The sequence below is a fragment of the Syntrophales bacterium genome (genome assembly GCA_023229765.1).
Classification (GTDB): Bacteria; Desulfobacterota; Syntrophia; order Syntrophales; family UBA5619; genus DYTH01.
The window spans coordinates 1-21598 of sequence record JALNYO010000012.1; the positions used below are offsets into that span (position 1 = coordinate 1).

The following is a 21598-nucleotide window of genomic DNA, read 5'->3' on the forward strand; positions in this document are numbered from 1 at the left end:
CATCCGCCCCACACTCGAAAAAAGATATTTGCATATACAAAAACCCTGCCAACTTCCAACGGGCTCGTCCAACTACAGGATAAGATCGTGGTTCGCTTCGCTCTCACGATCTATCCTTATTCGTTGGCGCCGTGCGAATCAGCAAGCAGGCAACTATCAGGCAGGAGCTTCAGGCCTTCCCCAATCCGCCTGATATGTCGCGCCAACAAAACGTTCAAGCTTTAGCTTAGCTCCGCCGTTGCCGTCGCGCGCAGCGCGGCGGCAACGAAAAAATCAGGGACGGCTGTTTTTTGCCGTCCGCTGGATTTATTTGTTATCTGGCCTACTTCAATCCCTTCTCGTTAAAGAATTGAGCATATTTTTTGTCAGTTTTCATAATGTGATTTTTCAGCCAATCACTCAAGAAGTTCATCACTTCGATGGTTAAAGATAGCTTCCTTTTTTCAAACCCATCTTTGAAGTCTGCAACTTTTTGGACAAAGGCAACATGCTCTTTTTTGTGATTATCTGTATCTGGATATCCAAATTGGGCGAAATATTTCTCTTCTGTTTTAAAATGTATTGCAGCATAGCTGATTAAACTATTCACGATTTTTCCCAAAACATCTTTTCCTGCCCCTATCCTCATAGCATCATTCAGCTCATTGATTATAGCTATGAGTTTTTTGTGCTGTTGGTCAATCTCTGCCACATTTACACTAAGACTGTCACTCCAATCAATCAGGGCCATCTTAAACCTCCTTACGGTTGTTGGTTTGTAAAAATCTATGCCATATAACGGATGAGTTCCGGCACGTTGCCTGCCTTAACTCAGTTTAGGACTATGAAAAATCGTCGCGGCGAACAACGTCGCCTGCAACGACTGGTTCGGTGATTAGCATGCGCCCTTTTTCCCACCCTTTTTCGGACCAGCAGGTTTACTTGTTCCTTTCCCTTTTCCTCCGCCGTTGCCGTCGCGCGCAGCGCGGCGGCAACAATTAATATACGTACCCTCTAATATCCCTGCTTTAAACAAAATTTGATCCTTGAATTGACGTTCATCTACGCGCAATTTTATTGAAAAGTCAAATAATTATTTATTGAATACTTCATGTAAATGTGTTTATTATTAGCAAAAGCGTAGCATGGATCATCAGTGATTATTGGTAAATGAACAGACGGTCGCATTTTTTATATGACTGATAGGGGAAATATGAATAACGATCTTTTGCCGGATTTTCAAAAATATATTGCCCAACGCAAACTGGCGCCGGAAAACCAGATCCCTTTTTACGCCAACTGGGCAAGTAAGTTCCTGCGGTTTTCCAATCTACAGCAAGACAAACCATTGGATTTAAGAATGCAAATGTTCTTTAAGGCTTTGAAAAAAGACGAAAAACTGCAAGATTGGCAATTCGAGCAGGCCGATCATGCTGTCAAGGTTTATATTCATCATTTTCTGTCGAATAATACAGCGGTACTTTCACCAGAGGCAGAAACGGGAGCCGAAAAAAAATACCAGGACGTCAACGCAATGCAGGAAAAAATTCGTGAAATATTGCGCATCAAGCATTATGCTTACAGCACGGAAAGGACTTACATAGACTGGTTTCTGCGCTTTCATGCCTACCTGACCAGTGTAAAAAATAAGGATTGGCAAACCCTGGGCGCTGATGAAACGGATGTCCGGGATTATCTCAGCCACCTGGCGATCAAGCAGCGGGTGTCGTCTTCCACTCAGAATCAGGCCTTCAACGCGCTGTTGTTTTTGTTTCGAGAGGTTCTCAAGATCGATCTGCATGATCTCAATAAAACCGTTCGGGCCAAAAGGGGGCCCAAGCTTCCTACCGTACTGACAGAAAACGAAGTACGCGGTCTGCTTGAGCATTTAACCGGCAAGGAACTTCTTTTGGTTCATATCCTCTACGGCACGGGCATGCGGCTGATGGAAGTGGCCCGGCTGCGGGTGCAGGATGTTGATTTTGGATTGAATTCCATTATTGTCCGGGCAGGGAAGGGCGATAAGGATAGAATGACGATTCTTCCGGATGCGGTTAAAAATAAACTCATAGAGCATCTGGAGGCCGTCAAAAAAACCCACGAACAGGATTTAGCGAAAGGATTTGGCGAGGCCCATCTGCCCGATGCCCTCGCCCAAAAATATCCGAATGCAGGCAGGGAATGGCGCTGGCAGTATGTCTTTCCCGCCATGTCTCTATCCGTTGATCCGCGCTCCGGCAAGGTACGCCGCCATCATATCAGCCCCAGCTCCATTCAGAAAATTGTGACAGACGCGGTAAGGAAGGCCGGCATTCCCAAGCACGCCACTGTCCATACCCTGCGTCACAGTTTTGCGACTCATTTGCTGATGAACGGTGTGAATATCAGGGAAGTCCAGGAATTGCTCGGCCACAAAAATGTTGAAACAACGATGATCTATACGCACGTTCTCAGAAACATGTCGAAAGCGCCAAAGAGCCCGCTGGATACGCTGCTTATGCAGAAAGAAAAGCAGTGAGACCTTCAAAAGACCGGGTTCGAATCATAATGGAAAAATTTCCAATATTACGGATCTTTGCCTAAAAACACTTCCGGTTCCAACAATATGACAGCAAAGCTGCACTATCTCAGGATTGCAAATAGATATCCTCCTGCTTGTGACGAAAAGGCAATGGGGGCATTTTTGCGTAAATAAATCAGTCTGGTTTGATTTACCGTTGCTTCGGGTGTATAAAGACAGGCCATGAACATGTAGATCATAATAAATAAGGCCGTTTTGCATTGAAAACGCGAGCTGCGAGGGCAGGGTAATTCAGGGAACAAGGTTTTGAACCGGGGTTTATGCCCGATACGGAGGGAAAAGTGAGTGTTCATGAACTTGCCGGCAAGATTGCGCCGAGAGCGATTCTTGCCAATATTCCGCGCCTTGTCGCGTCTTACTACACCGGTGAGCCGGATGTATCCGATCCCGCCGAGCGGGTGGTCTTTGGCACCTCCGGCCATCGGGGTTCATCTTTAAAAAACAGTTTCAATGAGGGACACATAACCGCGATATGTAAGTCTATTTGCGAATACCGGAAGGAAAAAGGGATAAAAGGGCCGCTTTTCATCGGCATGGACACCCACGCCCTTTCCGAACCGGCGCTGATGACCGCGCTCGAGGTTTTCGCGGCGGGCAGGGTGACCGTCATGGTGCAGCGCAATTTCCGCTACACGCCGACCCCCGTGATTTCGCACGCCATTCTTACGTACAATCGCGGCAGGAAAAACGGGTTTGCCGACGGCGTGATCATCTCCCCCTCCCATAACCCCCCGGAAGACGGCGGAATAAAATATAACCCTCCGAGTGGCGGACCGGCGGATACAGGAGCGACGGCGATTGTTGAAAAAAGGGCTAATGACCTGCTGGCTGCGGGCGTCCGCAAAATTCGCAGAATGCCGCTGGCAAGGGCGTTGAATTCAGGCTATATCCGTGAATATGACTACGTGCAGCCATACATCAGCGATCTCGCTGATGTTGTTGATATGGACGCAATCAGAAATTCCGGCATCCGGATAGGGGTGGATCCGCTTGGTGGCGCGGGGGTTGATTTCTGGGCGCCGCTTGCCGAACTCTATGGGCTTTCTCTTCAGGTGGTAAACACGCTCGTCGATCCGACCTTTTCGTTCATGACGGTGGATAAGGACGGCAAGATCCGGATGGACTGCTCATCGCCCTACGCGATGGAGAGCCTGGTTGGGCTGAAGGATCGCTTTGATATCGCCTTCGGCAACGACACCGACGCCGACCGGCACGGGATCGTAACAAAAAGCGCAGGGTTGATGAATCCCAATCACTTTCTGGCCGCCGCCGTCTGGTTTCTCTTCGGAAACCGCCCCCGCTGGAAAAAGGATGCGGCAATCGGAAAAACGATCGTTACGACCGCGATAATAGACCGTCTTGCCGCGGCTCTCGGAAGAAGGGTTTGCGAGGTTCCCGTCGGTTTCAAATGGTTTGTGGAGGGGCTCCTGAGCGGCGACTATGGCTTTGGCGGCGAGGAAAGCGCGGGGGCCTCGTTTCTCAGAAAAGACGGCGCCGTCTGGACGACCGACAAGGACGGGATCATCATGGGTCTTTTGGCAGCGGAAATGACGGCAAAAACCGGAAAAGATCCGGCAGAGCTCTACCGTGATCTGGAAAATCGGTTCGGCGCCGCTTTTTCAACGAGGATTGATGCCCCGGCAACGGCGGCGCAGAAAAAGGCGCTGAAAAATCTTTCCCCGGAGGCAGTATCGGCAAAGGAGCTTGCCGGCGAGCCGATTCTGGCCCGTCTTACCCGGGCGCCGGGAAACGAGGCCGAGATCGGGGGGCTGAAGGTTGTCGCCGCCAACGGCTGGTTCGCCGCCAGGCCGTCGGGGACCGAGGATATCTACAAGATCTACGCCGAGAGTTTTGTCAGCGATAAGCATCTCGACAGGCTCGTGAAAGAGGCTGCGGCTATCGTGGATGGCGCCTTTAAACAGGCATAGCGCCGGCAAAGAGAAAAATGACTGCAAATATTAATGTGTTTGAAGGCGATAGCGGAGTAATATTCGTTGTTTGTTACGCCCGTTACGGGCAGGGTGGTTAATGGCAAAATACCGGTCTTTCTATACTCTAATCTTGGTCATGGTCCTGCTCCTGTTTTCGGCGCCTCTTTTTGCCGGCGAACCTCTGACGGTTGCCATCGAGGGGATCGAGGGGGATGTTCTCAAAAACGTGACAGCCGCCCTTGCCCTTCCGGAAGGCTTTGTCGAAGAGGGGGTGGTTGAGCCACTTTTGCTCAAACGTTTTGGAGAGCAGGCGGAGCGCAAGGTCCAAACGGCACTGGAACCCTTCGGATATTACCATGCCGCGATAACTGTCCGGAGCGAAGAGACGGCCCCGGGGGAGTTTTTACTCAGGGTAAGCGTGACTCCGGGAGAGCCGGTGCGTCTGACGGAGGTGTCGGTCGTCCTGCATGGTCCGGGGGCGACCGAAGTTTCGCTGCAGGAGTTGGCCGCCTTGTTCCCTCTGGCGAAAGGGGATGTGCTGCTTCAGCATTACTACGAAGACGCCAAAGAGAAGCTGTTCTCGAAAGCTCAGGAGCTGGGATATCTGGATGCGGCCTTTTCCGTCCATGAGATTCTTGTTGCCCAGGATGCCTTGAGCGCACAGATAAAGTTAGAACTGGAAACGGGGAGCCTTTATTATTTCGGTAGTGCAAGAATAGAAGGCGCCCCGGGCTATCCGGAGGCGTTTTTGCGTCGTTATCTGGCGTTCAGGCCGGGCGATCTGTTTTCCTACGAACGGATAGGCGAGACGCAGCTCAATTTCATCAACTCCGAGCGTTTCCGGGAGGTAAATATCCTGCCGCAGAAAGGGGAGGCAGCGGGGTCAAGGGTTCCGGTGCTTGTTTCGCTAAAGCCGGGGGCAAGCAGGACTCTTCGCCAGGGCATAGGTTACGGCACGGACACGGGGGGGAGATTCAGTTTGCGTTACCGTGATCTGAACATCCTTAATCTCGGTCATGAATTGCAGGCAAATTTGTATGTTTCCGAGTTTCTGCAGGGCCTGTCAACGGGGTACATCATTCCGGACAAGGTCGATATCAATAGTTACAACGCAGTGCAGTTGAACCTGCAGCGGGAGGACGTTTCCACGTACAGGAGCGAATTTGCCGCCCTTGAGTTTGATAAGACCCACAGTCTGACAAAAAAAATGCTCGTGACCGGGTATCTTAAATTTCAGCAGGAGAACTATAAAATAGGGCTTCAGGATTCGAATGCCCGCCTCGTTATGCCCGGAGTGCGTTTTTCGGGGAATTTTTACGACAGCGTCTCGCATCCGGAGAAGGGTTTTCATTATGCACTGGAGGTGCGCGGTACGGAACAATGGCTGGGTTCAAGCATGGGCTTGCTGCAGATCATCTCCGAAGGGGGTTTTATTTTACCATTGCCGTGGCGGTTGTTTTTCCATACGCGGGGGAAGGCGGGGATTTCGCTTTTGCGCGATCCTTTGAGCGATTTGCCCCCGTCGCTGCGTTTTTTCGCCGGTGGGGATCAGAGCGTGCGCGGTTACGCCTACCAGTCGCTTGGTCCCACGGATGCAAGCGGCCAGGTTGTCGGCGGCAAAAATCTGCTTTACGGCAGCCTGGAGGCTGAAAGGCGGATAGGGGACAACTGGGGCGCTTCCGTTTTTTACGATACAGGGAACGCCTTTGATTCATTCAGTAATTTACAAATGGCCCAGGGAGCCGGGGTCGGCGTGCACTACTACACGCTGGTCGGGGCGCTGAATCTTTCTGTAGCCCGTCAGCTTAACGTGGATGATCCCGGGATGCGCATCCATTTCACCGTTGGTATCGGATTTTGAAGCGATTAGCCATTTATGGAGCGATAATTCTTGTCTTCGCGGCGCTGATAACCGCCGGATGGCGGGGTGCGTCGTGGCTTCTTTACACGGAGGAGGGCGCCCGCTGGGCGCTGGCTTCCATCTCCCGCCACACTTCGTTGCAGATATCAGCCCGGAAAATAGAGGGGAGGCTCATTGATCATCTGCGTCTCGAAGATCTGCATCTGACCATCGAGCCGTTTGCAGTCGATCTCCAGAGCATGGAGTACCATCTTCAGCCCCGGAGGCTTTTGTCGGGGATGGCGGCGCTGGAAAGCCTGACGCTGACCGGGGTGCGAGTGCAGGATAACAGTGTCGAAAAGCAGGCGCCGGATCTGTCATGGCCGAAGGTTTCCGGGATTATGTCGGTATTGGATGTTTCCGTTAAGAAGCTGCAAATTGACGATATTTCATATTCTGCTCCCTCCCGAGGTCTGCTGCTGAAGGACATGTCGGTTGAGAGTTCGGTGTTGTGGCGCCACCGCAACCTGACAATCAGCGATCTCATCCTTAAAACCCCGTACGGGAGCGGCAGGGGAGAGGCAATAGCGGGATTTTACCAGCCATCCCTGCGTTTTGACCTTGATTTTGCGTCGCCGCGGCAATTCGCCGCGATGAATGTCTTTTCCGCTCATGGCCTTTTTAAGCCGGGGAGCCGTCCGGAGCAGCTTGCGGGGAATATTTCCCTTTCGGGTTCTTCAGGGGGCGTCAGGCGCCTGGAGCTGGCCGGAGATGTCGGGATGACCTTGAAATCGTTTAATTTGAGGAATTTTCGGCTTAGCTGGTTCGACGGGAAAGGCGCGATCACCGGCGGGGGAAGCGTTCTGTTGACTGCCGATGCGCCCGTATTTTCGCTCAAATTGTTACTGGCCGATGTTGATCTGGCCACCGCGCTAAAAATTCCCACGAACATTAAAGGGTCGATTACGCTGGACGGAACCCCTGCGCGTTACCACGGCGCTTTTACCCTCGAAAACAATAAACAGGGATGGCAAAAAGCTGTGGCAACAGGGGAGTACCGGGGAAGTGAGCGGGCGCTTGAGGTAAATGCAGTATCCGCCGCCCTTTTGGCCGGCAATGTTCAGGGAAAGGCGGCAATGGACTGGCAGCAGGGGTTTCACCTGAAAGGGTCCCTGCGCGGCAAAGACCTCGATCCGGCTGGTTTCAATGCGGACTGGGAGGGACTGATAAACTTTGATCTTGCCGGCGATGTAGCGTGGGAAAATGACGGCAAGCCAAGGGGCTCGCTGAAGGGCAGGCTTCGGGAAAGCCGCCTGCAGAATCAGCTTTTGCAGGGAGAGGTCAAGGCGCGCTTCGGAGCTGGCGATATCAATGTAGAAAAACTGACTCTGAAGGGGAGCGGTTTTACCGTCAGGGGTTCGGGTTCAATTGCTGACAAACTGAATTTCGCAGCCAAGATAGACGATTTGGGGCAGCTTGTCCCCGGGGCGGCGGGAAAGCTTGACCTCAATGGCCACGTTCGTTACTCTGACAGCCAACTGTCCGGCGCGGCAACGGGCAGAGGCCGGAAGATCAGCTTTGGTGAAGTCAAAATCGAAAAAGCGGAGCTGGATGGCTATCTGGGGAGTAAAAAGGAAGCCCCGCTTTTTCTGAACGCCAGTATGAAAAATATTGTCTATAAAGATTTGCATATTGATTCCGGCACGTTGAAGGTGGATGGCGCCGTCTCTCGTCATGAAATAGCCGCGTCGCTCAAAATGAAAAAAACAGTGCTGCTGGCTTCTTTAACGGGGGGGCTGCATGACCGGCTGTGGCAGGGAAGAGTTGAGAGCATTGCAGGCCGGGATGAGGTCGGAGCGTGGAAACTCATCCAGCCTGCTTCCGTGGCCGTGAGCTCTCGAAAAATCACAATTTCCCCGGTAATTTTAACGGGTGACGAACAAGAACGGATCGAAATTAAAGGCGAATTCACCAAAGAGCCGAGTGGGGGCTTTTTCGGCGCCGTTTGGACAGGGTTGAACGTTAAACATTTTGGTTTTCTGCTGCCAAAGGAGCTTAAAAAGGAATTTAAGTATGGCGGATTAATCACCGGAAAAATGAACGGAAAAATCCTTGCCGATGGGCATCTCGAGACAGCCGGACAGGCATCCGTCGCCGCAGGAACGATAAAGTGGCAGCAAAAAGCGGAGACCCTTGACCTTCATTTTCCGCTGGCGGAGTTTGCGTGGAGCAGCCGAGGGATCCAGGGCCGACCGACTTCGGTTCATCTGACCGGCCTTGCTGAAGCAACAGGAAGCGTCACCATAGAGGGAACACAATTCAGAGTACCAAAGGGTTCTGCCCGTTTCAATGGAAGCGAGCAGGGGATAAACGCATCAGTGGAAATTTCTCCGGAAGGCGGTGGACTTTTAAGCGCCGATTTTTCAGCGACGGCGCCGTTTAATTTTTCGTTGCCGGAGACAGGCGAATTTAAGGCGCAATGGACTGATATAAATTCTGAATTTTTTCGTTTTTTACTGCCGGAAAACGTGAACCTGGCGGGAATCCTGGCGGGAACTGCGAACGGCAATCTTCTTTCGGGGAGACGCTTATCTTTAAGAGGCGCCGCCTCTCTGTCTCCGCCCGTCGGCGCAAGTGAGGGCAAAATCAGTTATCGGAAGAAGGATGGGGAGATAAACGCGAATTTTCGCTCTGCCTCCTTATCATGGGATTGGCAGGAAAAGACGCTGAACGGCAATCTCTCCGCGCGACTTGTTGATTATGGGAATCTGAAGGGGAGCTTCCGCCTGCCGGTTGAGGCCGCGCTGCCGGCAGCTTTCGATAAAAAGGGACCGCTTTTTGTTTCTCTGAACGGCAGATTCAAGGAAAAGGGATTGTTGTCATTCCAGTTTCCGGGATTGATAAAAGAAAGCCATGGCGAGATAGACGCAAACGTGGTTGTCGAGGGGAGCTGGGAAAATCCGCTCAGCCGCGGGCGGGTGACCGTGGCCAAGGCCGGGGCTTACCTTCCCTCGGCGGGTATTGACGTTAAAGATGTCAATCTTTCTCTGGGCCTGGAAAATAATCTTGTCCGGGTAGAGTCGTTTTACGCCAAGTCTGGATCTGGCATAATCAAAGGGAAAGGCCTCATCAGAATTGCCGGGCGGCGTGTGGTCGGCTATGAGGGATCCCTCGAGGGAAACGATTTTCAGGTTGTCTATACCCCGGAACTGCAGGTGCGGGCCGCACCGAGCCTGACTTTCAGCGGCACTCCGGAAAAGCTGACTATCAGGGGCGAAGTGAAACTTCCTGAATTGCTAATTTTCGGCCCGCCGGCGGGAAATTTCATCCTGCCGAGTTCCGATGTTGTCTTTGCCGGAAAGCAACAAAGCGAGGGGAAAACCTTCATGCCGGTTTTTGATGCAAAGGTGCGTCTGACGCTGGGCGACCGTGCGCTGGTCAGGATGAAGGGAATAGATGCTAAGCTGGCCGGCAGCATCGATCTGGAATTTCAGAGACTTGAAGCAATCACCAGCAGAGGCGAGATCCGAGTGGTTGAGGGGAGTTATAAGACCTATGGCGTGTCTTTGCAGATCGTGCGGGGACGTCTTTTCTATGACGGGGGACCGATAAATCAACCGGCGCTTGATATTCTTGCTCTTCGTTCGGTAGTGGATGTAAAGGCGGGCGTTACGATCGGGGGGCTCTTGAGGACGCCGGTGATCAAGCTATATTCGGAACCGGCCATGTCCGACGTCGATATCCTCTCCTATGTCGTTTTCGGCCATCCGCTTTCCAGCCGAAGTAATGCCGAGCAGATCGGCGTGTTGGCGCAGGCTGCCGGTTTGCTTCTTTCCCGGGGAAAGGCCTCGGGCATCCAGGATAAACTGAAAAAACAATTCGGTTTGAGCACCCTTGATATACAGTCTAAAAACAGTGGACTGGCGGGGAGCATTGGTTATAAAAAAATAAACGGGGGTATTCTGCCTGCCGGGGATGGGTCAGGCAAGGTCAACGATGCCGCCGACACCATTGTTGCCGTAGGGAAGTATCTTACGCCCCAGTTGTATTTGAGCTATGGAAGGTCGCTGTTCACCGGCAACAATATTTTCAGCCTCCGTTACAGCATCAGCGAAAGATGGCAGATCGAGACGGTAACGGGAACCGAAAGCGGCGCTGATCTCTATTACAAGATAGATTTCAAATGATAAATCACCGACCGCCGCCGAGAAAATCAGATCGCCGTTTTTCCCGCCTTTTTCAATTTTTTGGCGTCTTTTTTCTCTTTCAGGGATTTACTGGGCTTTTTCTTTGTATCTTTTTTGACATCTTTATCCTTACCCATGACTCTTCCTCCTTTTTATCTTTTTTAAAATCGCGGCTGATGGTTTTAATACCCTAAATGCGCATGGATATGCAATAAAAATATTTTCCGGTTTAAAGTTACAAATTGCAATATTTTTTGTCTTGAAGTAGTCTCAAAGCATGAAAGAGAACGAAGAGAAAGCGGAGCTTAATGTTCACAAAGCGGAGCTTAATGTTGATAAAAGGGTCTTGACTGCCCTTGAGATCAATCTGGAAAGGACCAGGTCGACTGTTGCAATTCCGGACCGTTATGGTGAACTGCTGGCCGTTGCCAAGAGTCACACCGTGGTGGGCAAGCGCACGGAGGAGATGCTTCAGGAGCTTCATCATCCGTTCGTGAACTGGGGATATCTGCTGCAACAGTTGAGGGTGTTGTCCACAAGTGATTTCAATTATTTCAATAGTCACGAGAAAGGTTTGCAGGCGCTTCAGGCCTTTGCCGACATTTATCTTGACGTAATCACCTCTGCGGTGGGGGGCGAAGCAATAAAGGTCTGCGCGGTCCGCTACTGTCTTGAATATCTCAATACCATTCTCGAAAAGAGCGGGAAACTCATAGAAAGGAACATCCCTTTGCTGGCGCGGCTGCTTAGCCGCCTTGCCGATCTATCGTCAACGCATGGCAGTTTTTTCAAAAAGTCATCCGGATACGCCAAAGCCATGGTCCAAGCGATTCTTGAGAAGCAGATAACAGCGAGCTTAAAAGATGATGCAGCTAAAATCCTGTTTTTTTCTTTAAAGGCCGCCTATTCGTATTGGCTGGAGCAGCCGGATCCGGCATACTGGTTTACGACGGCGGGAGAAAGCGCTGAAGCAATCGCTTCCTATCGCGAGCTGCTTGAGCCGCTTTCGCACAAAAAGCTGGCCAGAATCAGTTCTCGCCTTGAGGAGCTGCAACAGTCAGAGGTGAGTGCCGGTGAGAAAATCGAGGGATTTCTTGATTTGCCCGACTACGCACAGATCGCCAATGTTTATCTGACTATTGCCGATGCACTTGAAAAGTCCAAAGCTTTTGCGGGACGCCGCTATCTGGTGAAGCTTGATTTTCTTTTCAAGATGATGGGCGTGGAGGGGCTTGAGGCCCAGCGCAACGTGATTTTTACCGAGATAAACCGGTGCCTGGTCAGGGCGCTGAAGGAAGAAAATAACGATGATACTGATGATTTTGTTCATAAGATATTCATCCTTCTTAAAAAAACAGTAGCCAATGATCAATACAAGAGTTCAACCCTTGACTGCATCTCCACTCTATCCAAAGAGATCTTCCTGCTGAACAACCATGCCCTTGTCGATTATTTGATCGAAGAGCTTGTGACTTTTGGTTTTCAGTATCCGGCGGTAAAAGGAGCAACCGCCGATTGGCAGATACAGGTAAACCCGGCCCATATCAAAAACATCCGTTCCTGGCTGGAGATTATTGCCCTGAAGCCAAGATGGACCAAGAAGCTGCTTTCCGCCCTGATAATAAATCTGAAATTGGGGGGTGTTTTTGTCAGCGATACCGATCTTCTGCAAAAGGATATTTCCAGCCTTCTTAATTCGGATATCCTGCCGGCTTATAACAAGATAAAGCAGCTTCTTCGCATATTTCCCATTTATTTTAGAGAAATCGGCGCCGAAGGGGAACTCCGGACAATCTCTACGGAGGTGGATGAGCTTTCTGCAAGAAACGACCGGCTTATCTATTTTCTCAGGAAGCAGTCGCATGTCGAAAGCAACAGCCTGCTGGTTCTCTTTATCGAGGATATTTTCCGTTACTGGCAATCCGGGGACAAAAAAATCCTGAAAGGCCATCTTCCGGAGGAGGTTTACCAGGGAATTACACCCGCTGGCGAGTATTTTGTCGAACTGAACATAATCTTCAATAAATTGTTTGAGGAAATACATGGTGCAACGAAGACGCTGCTGGAATGGGACATTCCGAAGATAGAAAGAGAAATAAATTCAATAGCAGGAGTGAGCGCCCGGGAGAAGAAGCGCGCCGAACTGATGATCCGCTTGTATCAGCTTCTCAGCCGGAAGTATTTTCATCAGCATGCCGATATCCTGCGGGAGCTGGAAAATCATCCCTTTATCAATCCTGAAAAAATAATCCTCCTGAAACGCGCCCGGGAAAGGGGAGATTGCTACCGCTGCCTCAGCCTTGTGCTGGAGATGCTCGCCGTTTTGAAAGGCAGAATTCTCTCCCCGCAAAAAACCGAATATTTTGAAAACATATATTATAAAAGACATGTTGCCGCCGGAATTCCTTCGATGTACGGAACCTACCGCGAAGAGAAATTCGAGGCTATGGGGCTGACTTTCCGGCTGGAGAGTTTTGCCGTTCTTCTTTTTGAGCGGCTGCTGGAATCGCTCAATCTGAAATTCATAACCAAAAGCACCCTGATCAAAATCCATAAATACCTGTGGCTGTATATGAAGGCCCTCGATTTAGACGGTGTGGCTACGGAGGGGCTGGTCGGGAAACTTAAGCTGCTTACCAGCGCCTTGCAGATAAGGCAATTTACCATTGAACAATATTTTGATATTTTTCAGTTTATTGCCAGAGGCATTCAGGATATCGCCCGTGATTACTATATCGATGTTCACCACGCGAATCTTGTCGTGATTGTCAATCAGCTTGCCAAGGCAGGCAAGGGCAACGACGAGGATGTTCAGAAACTCAATGATGCGGAAAGGTTTTATCAATCTTCGGAGAGTTTTACCCGCTCAATCATTTCTTCTGCTTTCGGGATGCAGTCTCTGGACGGTTTTGTCAATAAAATAATTGGCGCGCTAAGCGGAGAGCTGGAAAAATTCAAGGATAACAGGAACATTCTTAATCAGGTCATGGCCTATACGCCGGAGCTGGCGATATCCTCTTTGTATCTGAAAAACAAGAGGGTGGACAACCAGATCATGATAGGAAACAAGGCTTATCTGTTAAAAGAGCTGATTTCGCTGAATCTCCCTGTTCCTCCCGGATTTGTCATTACTACCGAGGTGTTCCGTGGCTATGAAGGCGTCATGGGACATAAAAGTATCTATAAAGACCTTGAATTGAGAGTTTACCAGGAAATCAAGGAGATGGAACGGGTGACCGGCAAGATATTCGGCAATCCGGCCAATCCGCTCCTCTTTTCGGTACGCAGCGGGGCGACCATCTCGCTGCCGGGGATGATGAGGTCTTTTCTCAATGTCGGCATCAATGAAAAGATTGCCGAGGGGCTGGCGCAAAAAAATCAGCACCAGTGGGCGGCCTGGGATTCTTACCGGCGTTTTTTGCAGACATGGGGCATGTTCCGGGGGCTGGAAAGAAACATCTTCGATGAAATCATCAACAGTTACAAGGCAAGCCACAAGGTGGCGAAGAAGTTTCAATTCGAGCCGGCGCAGATGAAGCAGCTTGCCCTGTCCTACAAAGACGCCATTCTGAAGCGGGGTATAAAAATTCCGGAGAATCCCTATGAGCAGTTGCATCACGCAGTAATTGAGGTCTTCGCGTCTTGGAATTCCGAACAGGCGCGGATTTACCGCCATCAGGCGCGCCTTTCCGATGCATGGGGAACCGCTGTGCTGGTTCAGGCGATGGTATTCGGCAATCTGCATGAAAATTCCGGATCCGGCGTCATTTTTACGCGCGACCCGAAAGGCGCATCGCAGGATGTTTCCATAAACGGAGATTTTATCTTCTGCGTCCAGGGAGACGATATCGTTTCCGGTCTTGTGGAGACTTTTCCTGTCTCCGAAAAACAGCGCATCGCCGAAAAAAGGGAAGCCGCGATATCGTTGCAGACCAAATTCCCGGAAATATACAAGGAACTGGTGCGGATTGCGGAATTATTGATTTATGAAAAGGGTTACAATCATCAGGAGATCGAATTTACCTTTGAAGATTCGCCTAAAGAAGGCCTCTATATACTCCAGACGCGCGATATGGTGCAGCGGGAAAACGGACATACCCGGATCTTTTTAAGCGACAGCGCTCTCGACCAGTCCTGTCTGGGCGCCGGCATCGGGGTAAGCGGAGGCGCCCTGACCGGCAGGGCGGTATATACCGAAGAAGAGATACAGCATTTCCGCGCCAGCGATCCGGGCACAGCCCTCATTTTGATCCGCCCCGATACGGTTCCCGACGATGTCGGCATTATTCTGAAGGCCGACGGCATTCTCACGGCGCGCGGCGGCGGCACTTCCCATGCGGCCGTTACTATCCCCCAGCTCAAAAAGGTTGGCGTAGTCGGTTTCAGCAAACTGCGCGTCTATGAGGCGGAGGGTTACAGCAAGGTGGACGGCAAGACAATCCACGGCGGGGATTTCATCAGTATCGACGGCTGGACCGGCGCCGTTTATATGGGAAGGCACGCCATCAAAACTGGGTAATGCCGGAAGATGACCCACCGGGTTTTTTGCATAAAAAAGCGCGAGGCTTGACTTGGTTCAAGCCTCGCGCTTTTCTTTTTTACCGCTTAGAGATTCAGATTCTTGTGAATGTATGTCGTCAGATCGCCGAGGCGGTTGGTGTAGCTGCCGTATTCGTTGTCGTACCATCCGAAGATCTTCGCGTGAATTACCGGAATGCGAACATTCTTTTCCTCCAGCGCTTCATGAACCGCCGCCGGCAGATTGGGGATGTCCGATAGATCGAAATCGATAAAGGCCGTCCGGGTATGGTTGAACTGCCCCTCGATGACGATGGCGGCGTCCATGCCGATCAAGTCGGTGGGCACGTTCTGCTCCTCCGAATAGACAACCAGGTGTTCGGGATCATTGGCAAATGCCCTTTTATAGATGTCGTTGAGGCTGTCCCGGTTGAGCGGGGTTGCACCGCCGTTTTTAGGCGCCGGAAAGGTTATGTTCAGGACGATCAGGGATTCAGTAGTCGTCGGCACCCGGATCGAATCCGCCATGAAACCGATGTCTTTTACCTCCGGGATTACCTGGATCAGGGCTTCGGCGGCATTGGTGGAAGTCAGGATGATGTTGTTCAACGTGCTGCGGTTTTTGCGAAGGTCCTTTTCACCGGCCTTCGGCGTCTTGTCGAGGATGCTCTGCGTATTGGTTACCGCATGAATCGTTGACATCGAGGCGGTGAGGATTCTGCTGGTCGCCTCCTCTTCCAGAAGTGGTTTCAGCATGTGCGCCAGACCCGTGGTCGTGCAGGATGCCGCGGAGACAAGCTGGTGTTTTTTATGGTCAAATGCGGTATGGTTGATGCCGTAAATCATTGTTACCGCTTCGCCCGGCATCGGCAGAGCCTTATTTTTAATTTTGAACGCCGAGGAGTTTATGACAACCTTTGCCCCTCCGGCAAGGTGGCCGCGCAGGGAGCCGTTTTTTTCGTCCGCCGGCAGCGTCGGATCCTGAAATTTTCCGGTACAGTCCACAACAACATCGGCGCCGCAGTCCCGCCAGGCAATTTCAGAGGGATTTCTCGCCGTGCGCAGAATTTTTACCGGGATGCCGTCGATCAGAAGTTCCCCCTTCTTGTCATCGACAATTTTGACAATCCTTTCCGCCTTGATGCCGTACAGGAATTTGTGGATGGGCCCGTAGGTCGCGTCTTTTTCGATCGTCTGGGCAACAGCGGCAAGCCCGGTACCGGCCTCCCGCCCCAAATTGACGACGATTTCCTGAAAATATTTTCTTCCGATATGGTGCCAGAGCGTAAGTTTCCCTATTCTCCCCAAACTGTTTATTCCCAGAACCGGCTTCCTATTTTCAAAAACCTCCACCTGACTCATAAGCGACCATCCTTTCTTTTAATAAAAATGGTTGAAGAGAACAAAACGGCTGTGTTTATCCGGGTCTTGAGGACCCGGGACTTTTTCACCCGAAAATGCATGCATAAGAGACAATTGCAAAACTCGCAAGTCTGTCATTTCCGCCCCCGCCTGCGCGGGGGTAAACTCTGGGCGGAAATCCAGCATGTAACGGCCTTGAATCATGGATGCCCGACAAAAACACTCGGGCATGACAAAACGAAGTTTAATGTTCACAAAACGTTTTGCAATTGGCTCATAAGCTGTTGATTTATAATGATTACTCTTTCATCCTTCTTTATGACGGTGTGCCGTCATAATTGTTTCAACGGCTTTTCGTTACGCCGACCAGGCGGCAGTAGTCAGAAACAGGACAGATGCTGCAGATTGGCGAAACGGGCCGGCAGATGTTTCTCCCAAAGGAGACCATCAGCGTGTTGTACTTTATCCAGTACTGCTTCGGCAGCTTTTTCCGGAGGGCAAACTCTGTTTCCTCCGGGTTCTTTGTATGCACATACCCGAGGCGATTGGAGATCCGGTGCACGTGTATGTCCACGCAGATACCCGGTCCGTTGAAGCCGAGGGCAACGACGAGATTGGCCGTTTTTCTTCCGACCCCGCGCATCGTGAGGAGTTCCTCAATGCTGTCCGGAACCAGGGAGGCGTAACGGTCAATCAGCGTCAGGCAGACTTCGTGAATAGTTTCCGTTTTGTTTCGGTAGAAGCCAACCGGGTAGATCGCCTTCCTTATCTCCTCTTTTGTCAGCGCCGCCATTGCAGAAGGAGTTTGGGCGAGGGAAAAGAGTCTTGCGGTCGCAAGCGCGGTTACCTCGTCTTTCGTGCGCAGGCTAAGCAGGGTCGAGATAAGTATTTCAAAGGGGTCGCGATGTTCCTCCGCCAGTTTTGTAACAATCGGCAGCTCCTTTTTTTCGAGCGCCTCCTCAATCAGTCCGATGATGGTTCCTATGGCGATATTGCCCATAACCCCCGCTCGATTGTCCGGTTCATAACCGTTCACGATTCTCCGTTTACGGTTTTTACTTAATTGAACAACTCATAATTGACGAACTCGTCAAAAGTGAAAAATGCCCAGGAATCGTCATTCCGGTGAAAACAGGAATCCAGATATTTCAAGGTGTTACAAAAGCACTGGATACCGTCTTTCGACGGTATGACGACTTTTGACGAGAGCATCATAATTGCATCTCAGGCCCAAGTCTTTGCCGACTGCAAACCGTCAACCGTCAACCGTGAACCGTCAACCGTAAACCGTCAACCGTGAACCGTCAACCGTCAACCGTGAACCGTCAACCGTCAACCGTGAACCGTGAACCGTCAACCGTAAACCGCCAACCGTAAACCCTATTCATAACCTTCGTCGTTGGCCAGCATGTCCAGATGGAGGGTCGCAATGTCTTCGACGTCCAGGTCCACTTTCTTGTTCGTGTGGCGGAAGTCAACCATCTTTATGTAGCGCTTGCATTTATTGCAGACGTCCACCCGATAGTGTTCATCGCCTTCAATGGTAAAATAGGCGAGGGTCTGTTGCTCCTCATTCCCGCAGAAGGGGCATTTGATCGCCTCATACTGCCATTCGAATCCGCACTGATTGCAGAAAAGATAGCGGTTTTCCGCTTCGCCCCTGACTTCGCCGATTTTTGGCTCCCGACCGCAAACAGGGCAATAGCCCTCCTGCCAGCCGATTTTGCTGATTGTTTTGCCATAGGCGGATGCGACTATTTCGAGGGCCGGTCGCAGGCTCTCTTCGATGAAAAGTTCCACCAGGTCGAACGAGGCATCCTCCTCTCCGGCTTTTTCCAATTCATTTTCTTCCGGCCCCTGGTTGAACGATTCGTAGATGAGATCGTTGAAGAGGACTTCGCCGCTGGTTATTTTGGCGGCCATTTCTCTGGTTTCACCCGGCGCCCGCTTTTCCGCTATCTTTAAAAGTTCAAGGAAATAATCCTGTGGTTCGGAAAGATCATAATCCGCGAAAGAAAAATCGATAAGCGGGAAACCTCCCTCTACCTTTGCCCTGATCAGTTTTGCATCGACGGCGAATATTTCCTTCTGTATCCGGCGCCGGTATTCCTCGCGCAGGATCAGAATCTCTTCCAGTATATCAAGCAGCTCTGCATATTGGGGATTCAAGGAGCGATGACTTTGGATCGTCCGTAAAGAGTCTTTTAAGATAGTGGCCATGTTGTTGATCTCCCTTGTTTTTTTCTTTACCGCTGAAGTTTATACATCCTTTCTATCGCAGGTTCAAGAGATATTTGAAGGAAGCGAGCGTTTTTTTCTTGACATTCCTTAGGGTTTTTCTTTATTGACTCTGGCGGCTATCATAATATAAACGATTACGGGAGGTGGATTTCATGGATGGGAAGTTCATCTTTGTATGGGCAGAGAGCCGGGATAGAAACGCCCTATAATACAATAATCCGCTTCCTGGTAAAGGCCCTTGAACCCAAGCAGTAAGAATATCGGAAATAAAACGTCAGGAGGAATTATGGGAAAGGTTGCAATCATAGGTGTTGGACAAAGTACCTTCGTCCGGAGTTATCCCGGATCGATCAGAGAGTTGGCCTTCGAGGGTTTTAAGGAGGCCATGCAGGACGTCAAAATAAAAACTGCCGACATTGGCGCGTCCATCATTTGTTCCGCGCCGGAATACGACAAACAGCGCTCGCCTGCCGGTGTTCTGGCCGAGTATCTCGGTCTTAACCCCCAGCCGACATTTTACGTGGAAAGCCTCTGTTCATCGAGCAGCATGGGTTTGAGAATGGCCTACGCACTCGTTGCTTCCGGATTGCACGACGTGGTGGCGGTGATCGGCTTTCAAAAAATGTCGGAAATCTCTTCCGCCGAATCCCAGGAGCGAATGGGGCGCGGTGCCGACATTCAGTGGGAAAGCCCCTTCGGTACCATGATGCCGGCATACTACGCCATGCATGCCCAGGCGCACATGGCAAAATATGGGACAACCTCCGAGGATCTGGCCTTGATTCGAGTTAAATCAGGAACCTACGGTCAGGATAACGAGAAGGCCGTGTATCGTAAGGGCGTGACGCTGGAAATGTTTTCCCAGCCCGATAGCCCCATGGCCGGTCCCGTGGCCACCCCTTTGCGGGTGGGAGACTGCTGCGCCAACGCGGACGGCAGTTCCTGCGTGATTGTGGCCAATGAGGAAAAGGCGCGGGCATTTTGCAAAAAACCCGTCTGGATCATGGGACTTGGCTCGGCAACCGCGCCGGTAAACATGGCGGGACGCGACTCCTTTTCCGGTCTTGCCGCCGCGCGTGCGTCTGCTGCGCAGGCCTACAAGATGGCCGGCATCACCGCCAAAGATGTTGATGTGGCGGAAGTTCACGATTGCTTTACCATTGCCGAGATGATGGCCTACGAAGACCTCGGCTTCGCCAAACCAGGGGAGGGAAGAGACCTGATCCGCAGCAAGGAAACCTACAAAGAGGGAAGCATCCCCGTGAATGTGGACGGCGGACTGCTCTCCAAGGGCCATCCCATCGGCGCCACAGGCGGTTCTCAGATAAGGACAATCGTCCTGCAACTTAGAGGCGAGGCGGGGGGAATGCAGGTAAAGGATCCGGAGATTGGTCTGGTGCATAACATAGGCGGCGTCGGTCTTTACGGGAACGTCACCATTTTGGGGAGGTAGAAATGAGCAATAAAAAAGAGGTAGATGCACGCTTCAAAAAATTCGGGACGGTAAGCTTCACCTCGCTTACAAAAACCAACGATTTTATAACTTACCTCGAAGAGGGCAAGATTATGGCGACCCGCTGCCGGACATGCGGCAGGGAGTACTTCCCTCCCCGTGCGGATTGTTACAACTGCGTTTCCAGTGATATGGAATGGTTTCCCGTCTCCGGAACAGGCAAACTTCTTACCTACAGCAAGCTTCAGTATGCCCCGGTTGGTTTCGAAGGAGACCTGCCTTACTCGATCGCGGTTTTGGATTACGGCGCCTATAAGGTTTTCGGGCGTATTGCCGGAGATGTCCCCGAGGGGGAGATAAAGGTGGGAATGGAGATGAAAGCCGCAGCGAACAATTTGCCGAACGGCCAGATAAACTTCGTTTTCCACAAGGCCTGAAGCCTTGGTTTCCGGATGTTCCCTCCGCTTATATGAACATGCGGGCATAACGGGTATTTGCACGCATTTTCATATAAACCCCCATCCCCTAAGCGGGCACAACGAAGCATGAAAATCCCCCCTTACCCCCCTTTAGTAAAGGGGGGATGGGGGGATTTTCATACAAATTACGATGTTATTTGGCATATCTTTCTTTGAATGGTATTGGACAAGACAGTGTTTGGGCGCATTACACTGTCAGGGTACCGCCATCCACGTATATTGATTGACCGGTGATAAAATTGGCAGCTCCCGAGGCCAGGAAAAGAACGGCGCCGACAATATCTTCCGGTTCGGCCAAACGTCCCATGGGAATCTTTGCAGTTACCAGCGGGGCAAGCTCCGGATTGGACCAGAGTGGTTTGCTGAATTCCGTACGCGTCAAGGTCGGACCTACCGCGTTAACCCGGATGCCGGAGGCAGCCCATTCAAGGGCCATGCAGCGTGTCAGCATCTTCAGCGCCGCTTTGCTGCAACAGTATGCGCCCATGCCCGCCTCAGCCTTTTCCGCGCCAACGGTGGTAATGTTGATAATCTGCCCGCTTTTTTGTTCGACCATCGTCCGGGCCACCAGCCTGCTTAACAACCAGGCGGCTTTCACATTGGTATCAAACACCTTGTCCCACCCATCCTCACGCATTTCCAGCAGGCTGCGCAGGAAGCTCCGGGCGGCATTGTTTACCAGAATATCGATGCGCCCGAATGTATTGAGGGTTTTCTGTACCATAGTTTCGAGCTGTTCGTTGCTGGTCAGATCGGTAACAACGGCTATGGATTTACCGCCCCGCTGGTTGATTTCTTCAGCCACGGCTTCGATCTCCTGCTGATTGCGGGCAGCAATGGTCACCGCAGCGCCGGACGCGGCCAATTCGAGTGCAATAGCCCGGCCGATGCCTTTTCCGCCGCCCGTTACGATAGCTACTTTGCCGGTTAAGTCGAATTTTACGCCTTCCATAATTTCCTCCAGTTAGCGGGTTTCATAATTCATAGAAAAAAGGCGGGGATTTAACCCCGCCTTGACGTTTTAATA

Annotated in this window: 12 protein-coding genes; 7 read left to right on the top strand and 5 right to left on the bottom strand. The window is 51.2% G+C overall.

Going from position 1 to position 21598, the window contains the following annotated elements:
* Positions 1-322: 322 nt before the first annotated feature.
* A complete protein-coding gene (locus M0P74_08255) occupies positions 323-730 on the bottom strand; it encodes a bacteriohemerythrin (protein MCK9363574.1) in 408 nt (135 codons plus the stop codon).
* A 783-nt stretch (positions 731-1513) separates the two neighbouring features.
* Here M0P74_08255 and M0P74_08260 point away from each other — a divergent pair.
* The 5 genes from M0P74_08260 to M0P74_08280 all read left to right on the top strand — a co-directional run bounded on the left by M0P74_08260 (position 1514) and on the right by M0P74_08280 (position 15037).
* On the top strand, positions 1514-2497 hold the full coding sequence (locus M0P74_08260; GenBank protein ID MCK9363575.1) for an integron integrase: 984 nt from the start codon (positions 1514-1516) through the stop codon (positions 2495-2497).
* A 344-nt stretch (positions 2498-2841) separates the two neighbouring features.
* Positions 2842-4488, top strand: coding sequence for a phosphoglucomutase (alpha-D-glucose-1,6-bisphosphate-dependent) (gene pgm / locus M0P74_08265; protein MCK9363576.1), 1647 nt, complete (start codon positions 2842-2844; stop codon positions 4486-4488).
* 100 nt (positions 4489-4588) lie between these two features.
* The gene (locus M0P74_08270; GenBank protein ID MCK9363577.1) at positions 4589-6352 is read left to right on the top strand and encodes an autotransporter assembly complex protein TamA; all 1764 of its coding nucleotides are present in this window, start codon (positions 4589-4591) and stop codon (positions 6350-6352) included.
* Positions 6349-10518, top strand: coding sequence for a translocation/assembly module TamB domain-containing protein (locus M0P74_08275; protein MCK9363578.1), 4170 nt, complete (start codon positions 6349-6351; stop codon positions 10516-10518). Before M0P74_08270 ends, M0P74_08275 begins: the two co-directional genes overlap by 4 nt.
* Positions 10519-10795: 277 nt before the next feature.
* Complete coding sequence (locus tag M0P74_08280; GenBank protein ID MCK9363579.1) at positions 10796-15037, top strand: PEP-utilizing enzyme; 4242 nt, start codon at positions 10796-10798, stop codon at positions 15035-15037.
* A gap of 86 nt (positions 15038-15123) precedes the next feature.
* Here the strand turns inward: M0P74_08280 and M0P74_08285 are convergent, their stop codons facing one another.
* The 3 genes from M0P74_08285 to M0P74_08295 all read right to left on the bottom strand — a co-directional run bounded on the left by M0P74_08285 (position 15124) and on the right by M0P74_08295 (position 18618).
* Positions 15124-16398, bottom strand: coding sequence for a hypothetical protein (locus tag M0P74_08285; GenBank protein ID MCK9363580.1), 1275 nt, complete (start codon positions 16396-16398; stop codon positions 15124-15126).
* A 343-nt stretch (positions 16399-16741) separates the two neighbouring features.
* Entirely contained in the window at positions 16742-17434 is a 693-nt protein-coding gene (locus tag M0P74_08290) for an endonuclease III (GenBank protein ID MCK9363581.1), read from the bottom strand.
* A gap of 344 nt (positions 17435-17778) precedes the next feature.
* Entirely contained in the window at positions 17779-18618 is an 840-nt protein-coding gene (locus tag M0P74_08295; GenBank protein MCK9363582.1) for a formate dehydrogenase accessory protein FdhE, read from the bottom strand.
* A 307-nt stretch (positions 18619-18925) separates the two neighbouring features.
* Here M0P74_08295 and M0P74_08300 point away from each other — a divergent pair, with 307 nt between their 5' ends.
* Together M0P74_08300 and M0P74_08305 are read left to right on the top strand one after the other, a co-directional pair.
* Positions 18926-20092, top strand: coding sequence for an acetyl-CoA acetyltransferase (locus M0P74_08300; protein MCK9363583.1), 1167 nt, complete (start codon positions 18926-18928; stop codon positions 20090-20092).
* A gap of 2 nt (positions 20093-20094) precedes the next feature.
* Positions 20095-20529, top strand: coding sequence for a Zn-ribbon domain-containing OB-fold protein (locus tag M0P74_08305; protein MCK9363584.1), 435 nt, complete (start codon positions 20095-20097; stop codon positions 20527-20529).
* Positions 20530-20758: 229 nt separating this feature from the next.
* Here M0P74_08305 and M0P74_08310 read toward each other — a convergent pair whose 3' ends face one another.
* A complete protein-coding gene (locus M0P74_08310) occupies positions 20759-21523 on the bottom strand; it encodes a 3-oxoacyl-ACP reductase FabG (GenBank protein MCK9363585.1) in 765 nt (254 codons plus the stop codon).
* Between the last annotated feature and the right edge of the window lie 75 nt (positions 21524-21598).

Bases quoted from the DNA above. Each gene is read 5' to 3' on its own strand.
- M0P74_08280 (MCK9363579.1), top strand. From the start codon at position 10,796: ATGAAAGAGAACGAAGAGAAAGCGGAGCTTAATGTTCACAAAGCGGAG.
- M0P74_08300 (MCK9363583.1), top strand. From the start codon at position 18,926: ATGGGAAAGGTTGCAATCATAGGTGTTGGACAAAGTACCTTCGTCCGG.
- M0P74_08295 (MCK9363582.1), bottom strand. From the start codon at position 18,618: ATGGCCACTATCTTAAAAGACTCTTTACGGACGATCCAAAGTCATCGC.
- M0P74_08305 (MCK9363584.1), top strand. From the start codon at position 20,095: ATGAGCAATAAAAAAGAGGTAGATGCACGCTTCAAAAAATTCGGGACG.
- M0P74_08285 (MCK9363580.1), bottom strand. From the start codon at position 16,398: ATGAGTCAGGTGGAGGTTTTTGAAAATAGGAAGCCGGTTCTGGGAATA.
- M0P74_08310 (MCK9363585.1), bottom strand. From the start codon at position 21,523: ATGGAAGGCGTAAAATTCGACTTAACCGGCAAAGTAGCTATCGTAACG.
- M0P74_08270 (MCK9363577.1), top strand. From the start codon at position 4,589: ATGGCAAAATACCGGTCTTTCTATACTCTAATCTTGGTCATGGTCCTG.
- M0P74_08255 (MCK9363574.1), bottom strand. From the start codon at position 730: ATGGCCCTGATTGATTGGAGTGACAGTCTTAGTGTAAATGTGGCAGAG.
- M0P74_08260 (MCK9363575.1), top strand. From the start codon at position 1,514: ATGCAGGAAAAAATTCGTGAAATATTGCGCATCAAGCATTATGCTTAC.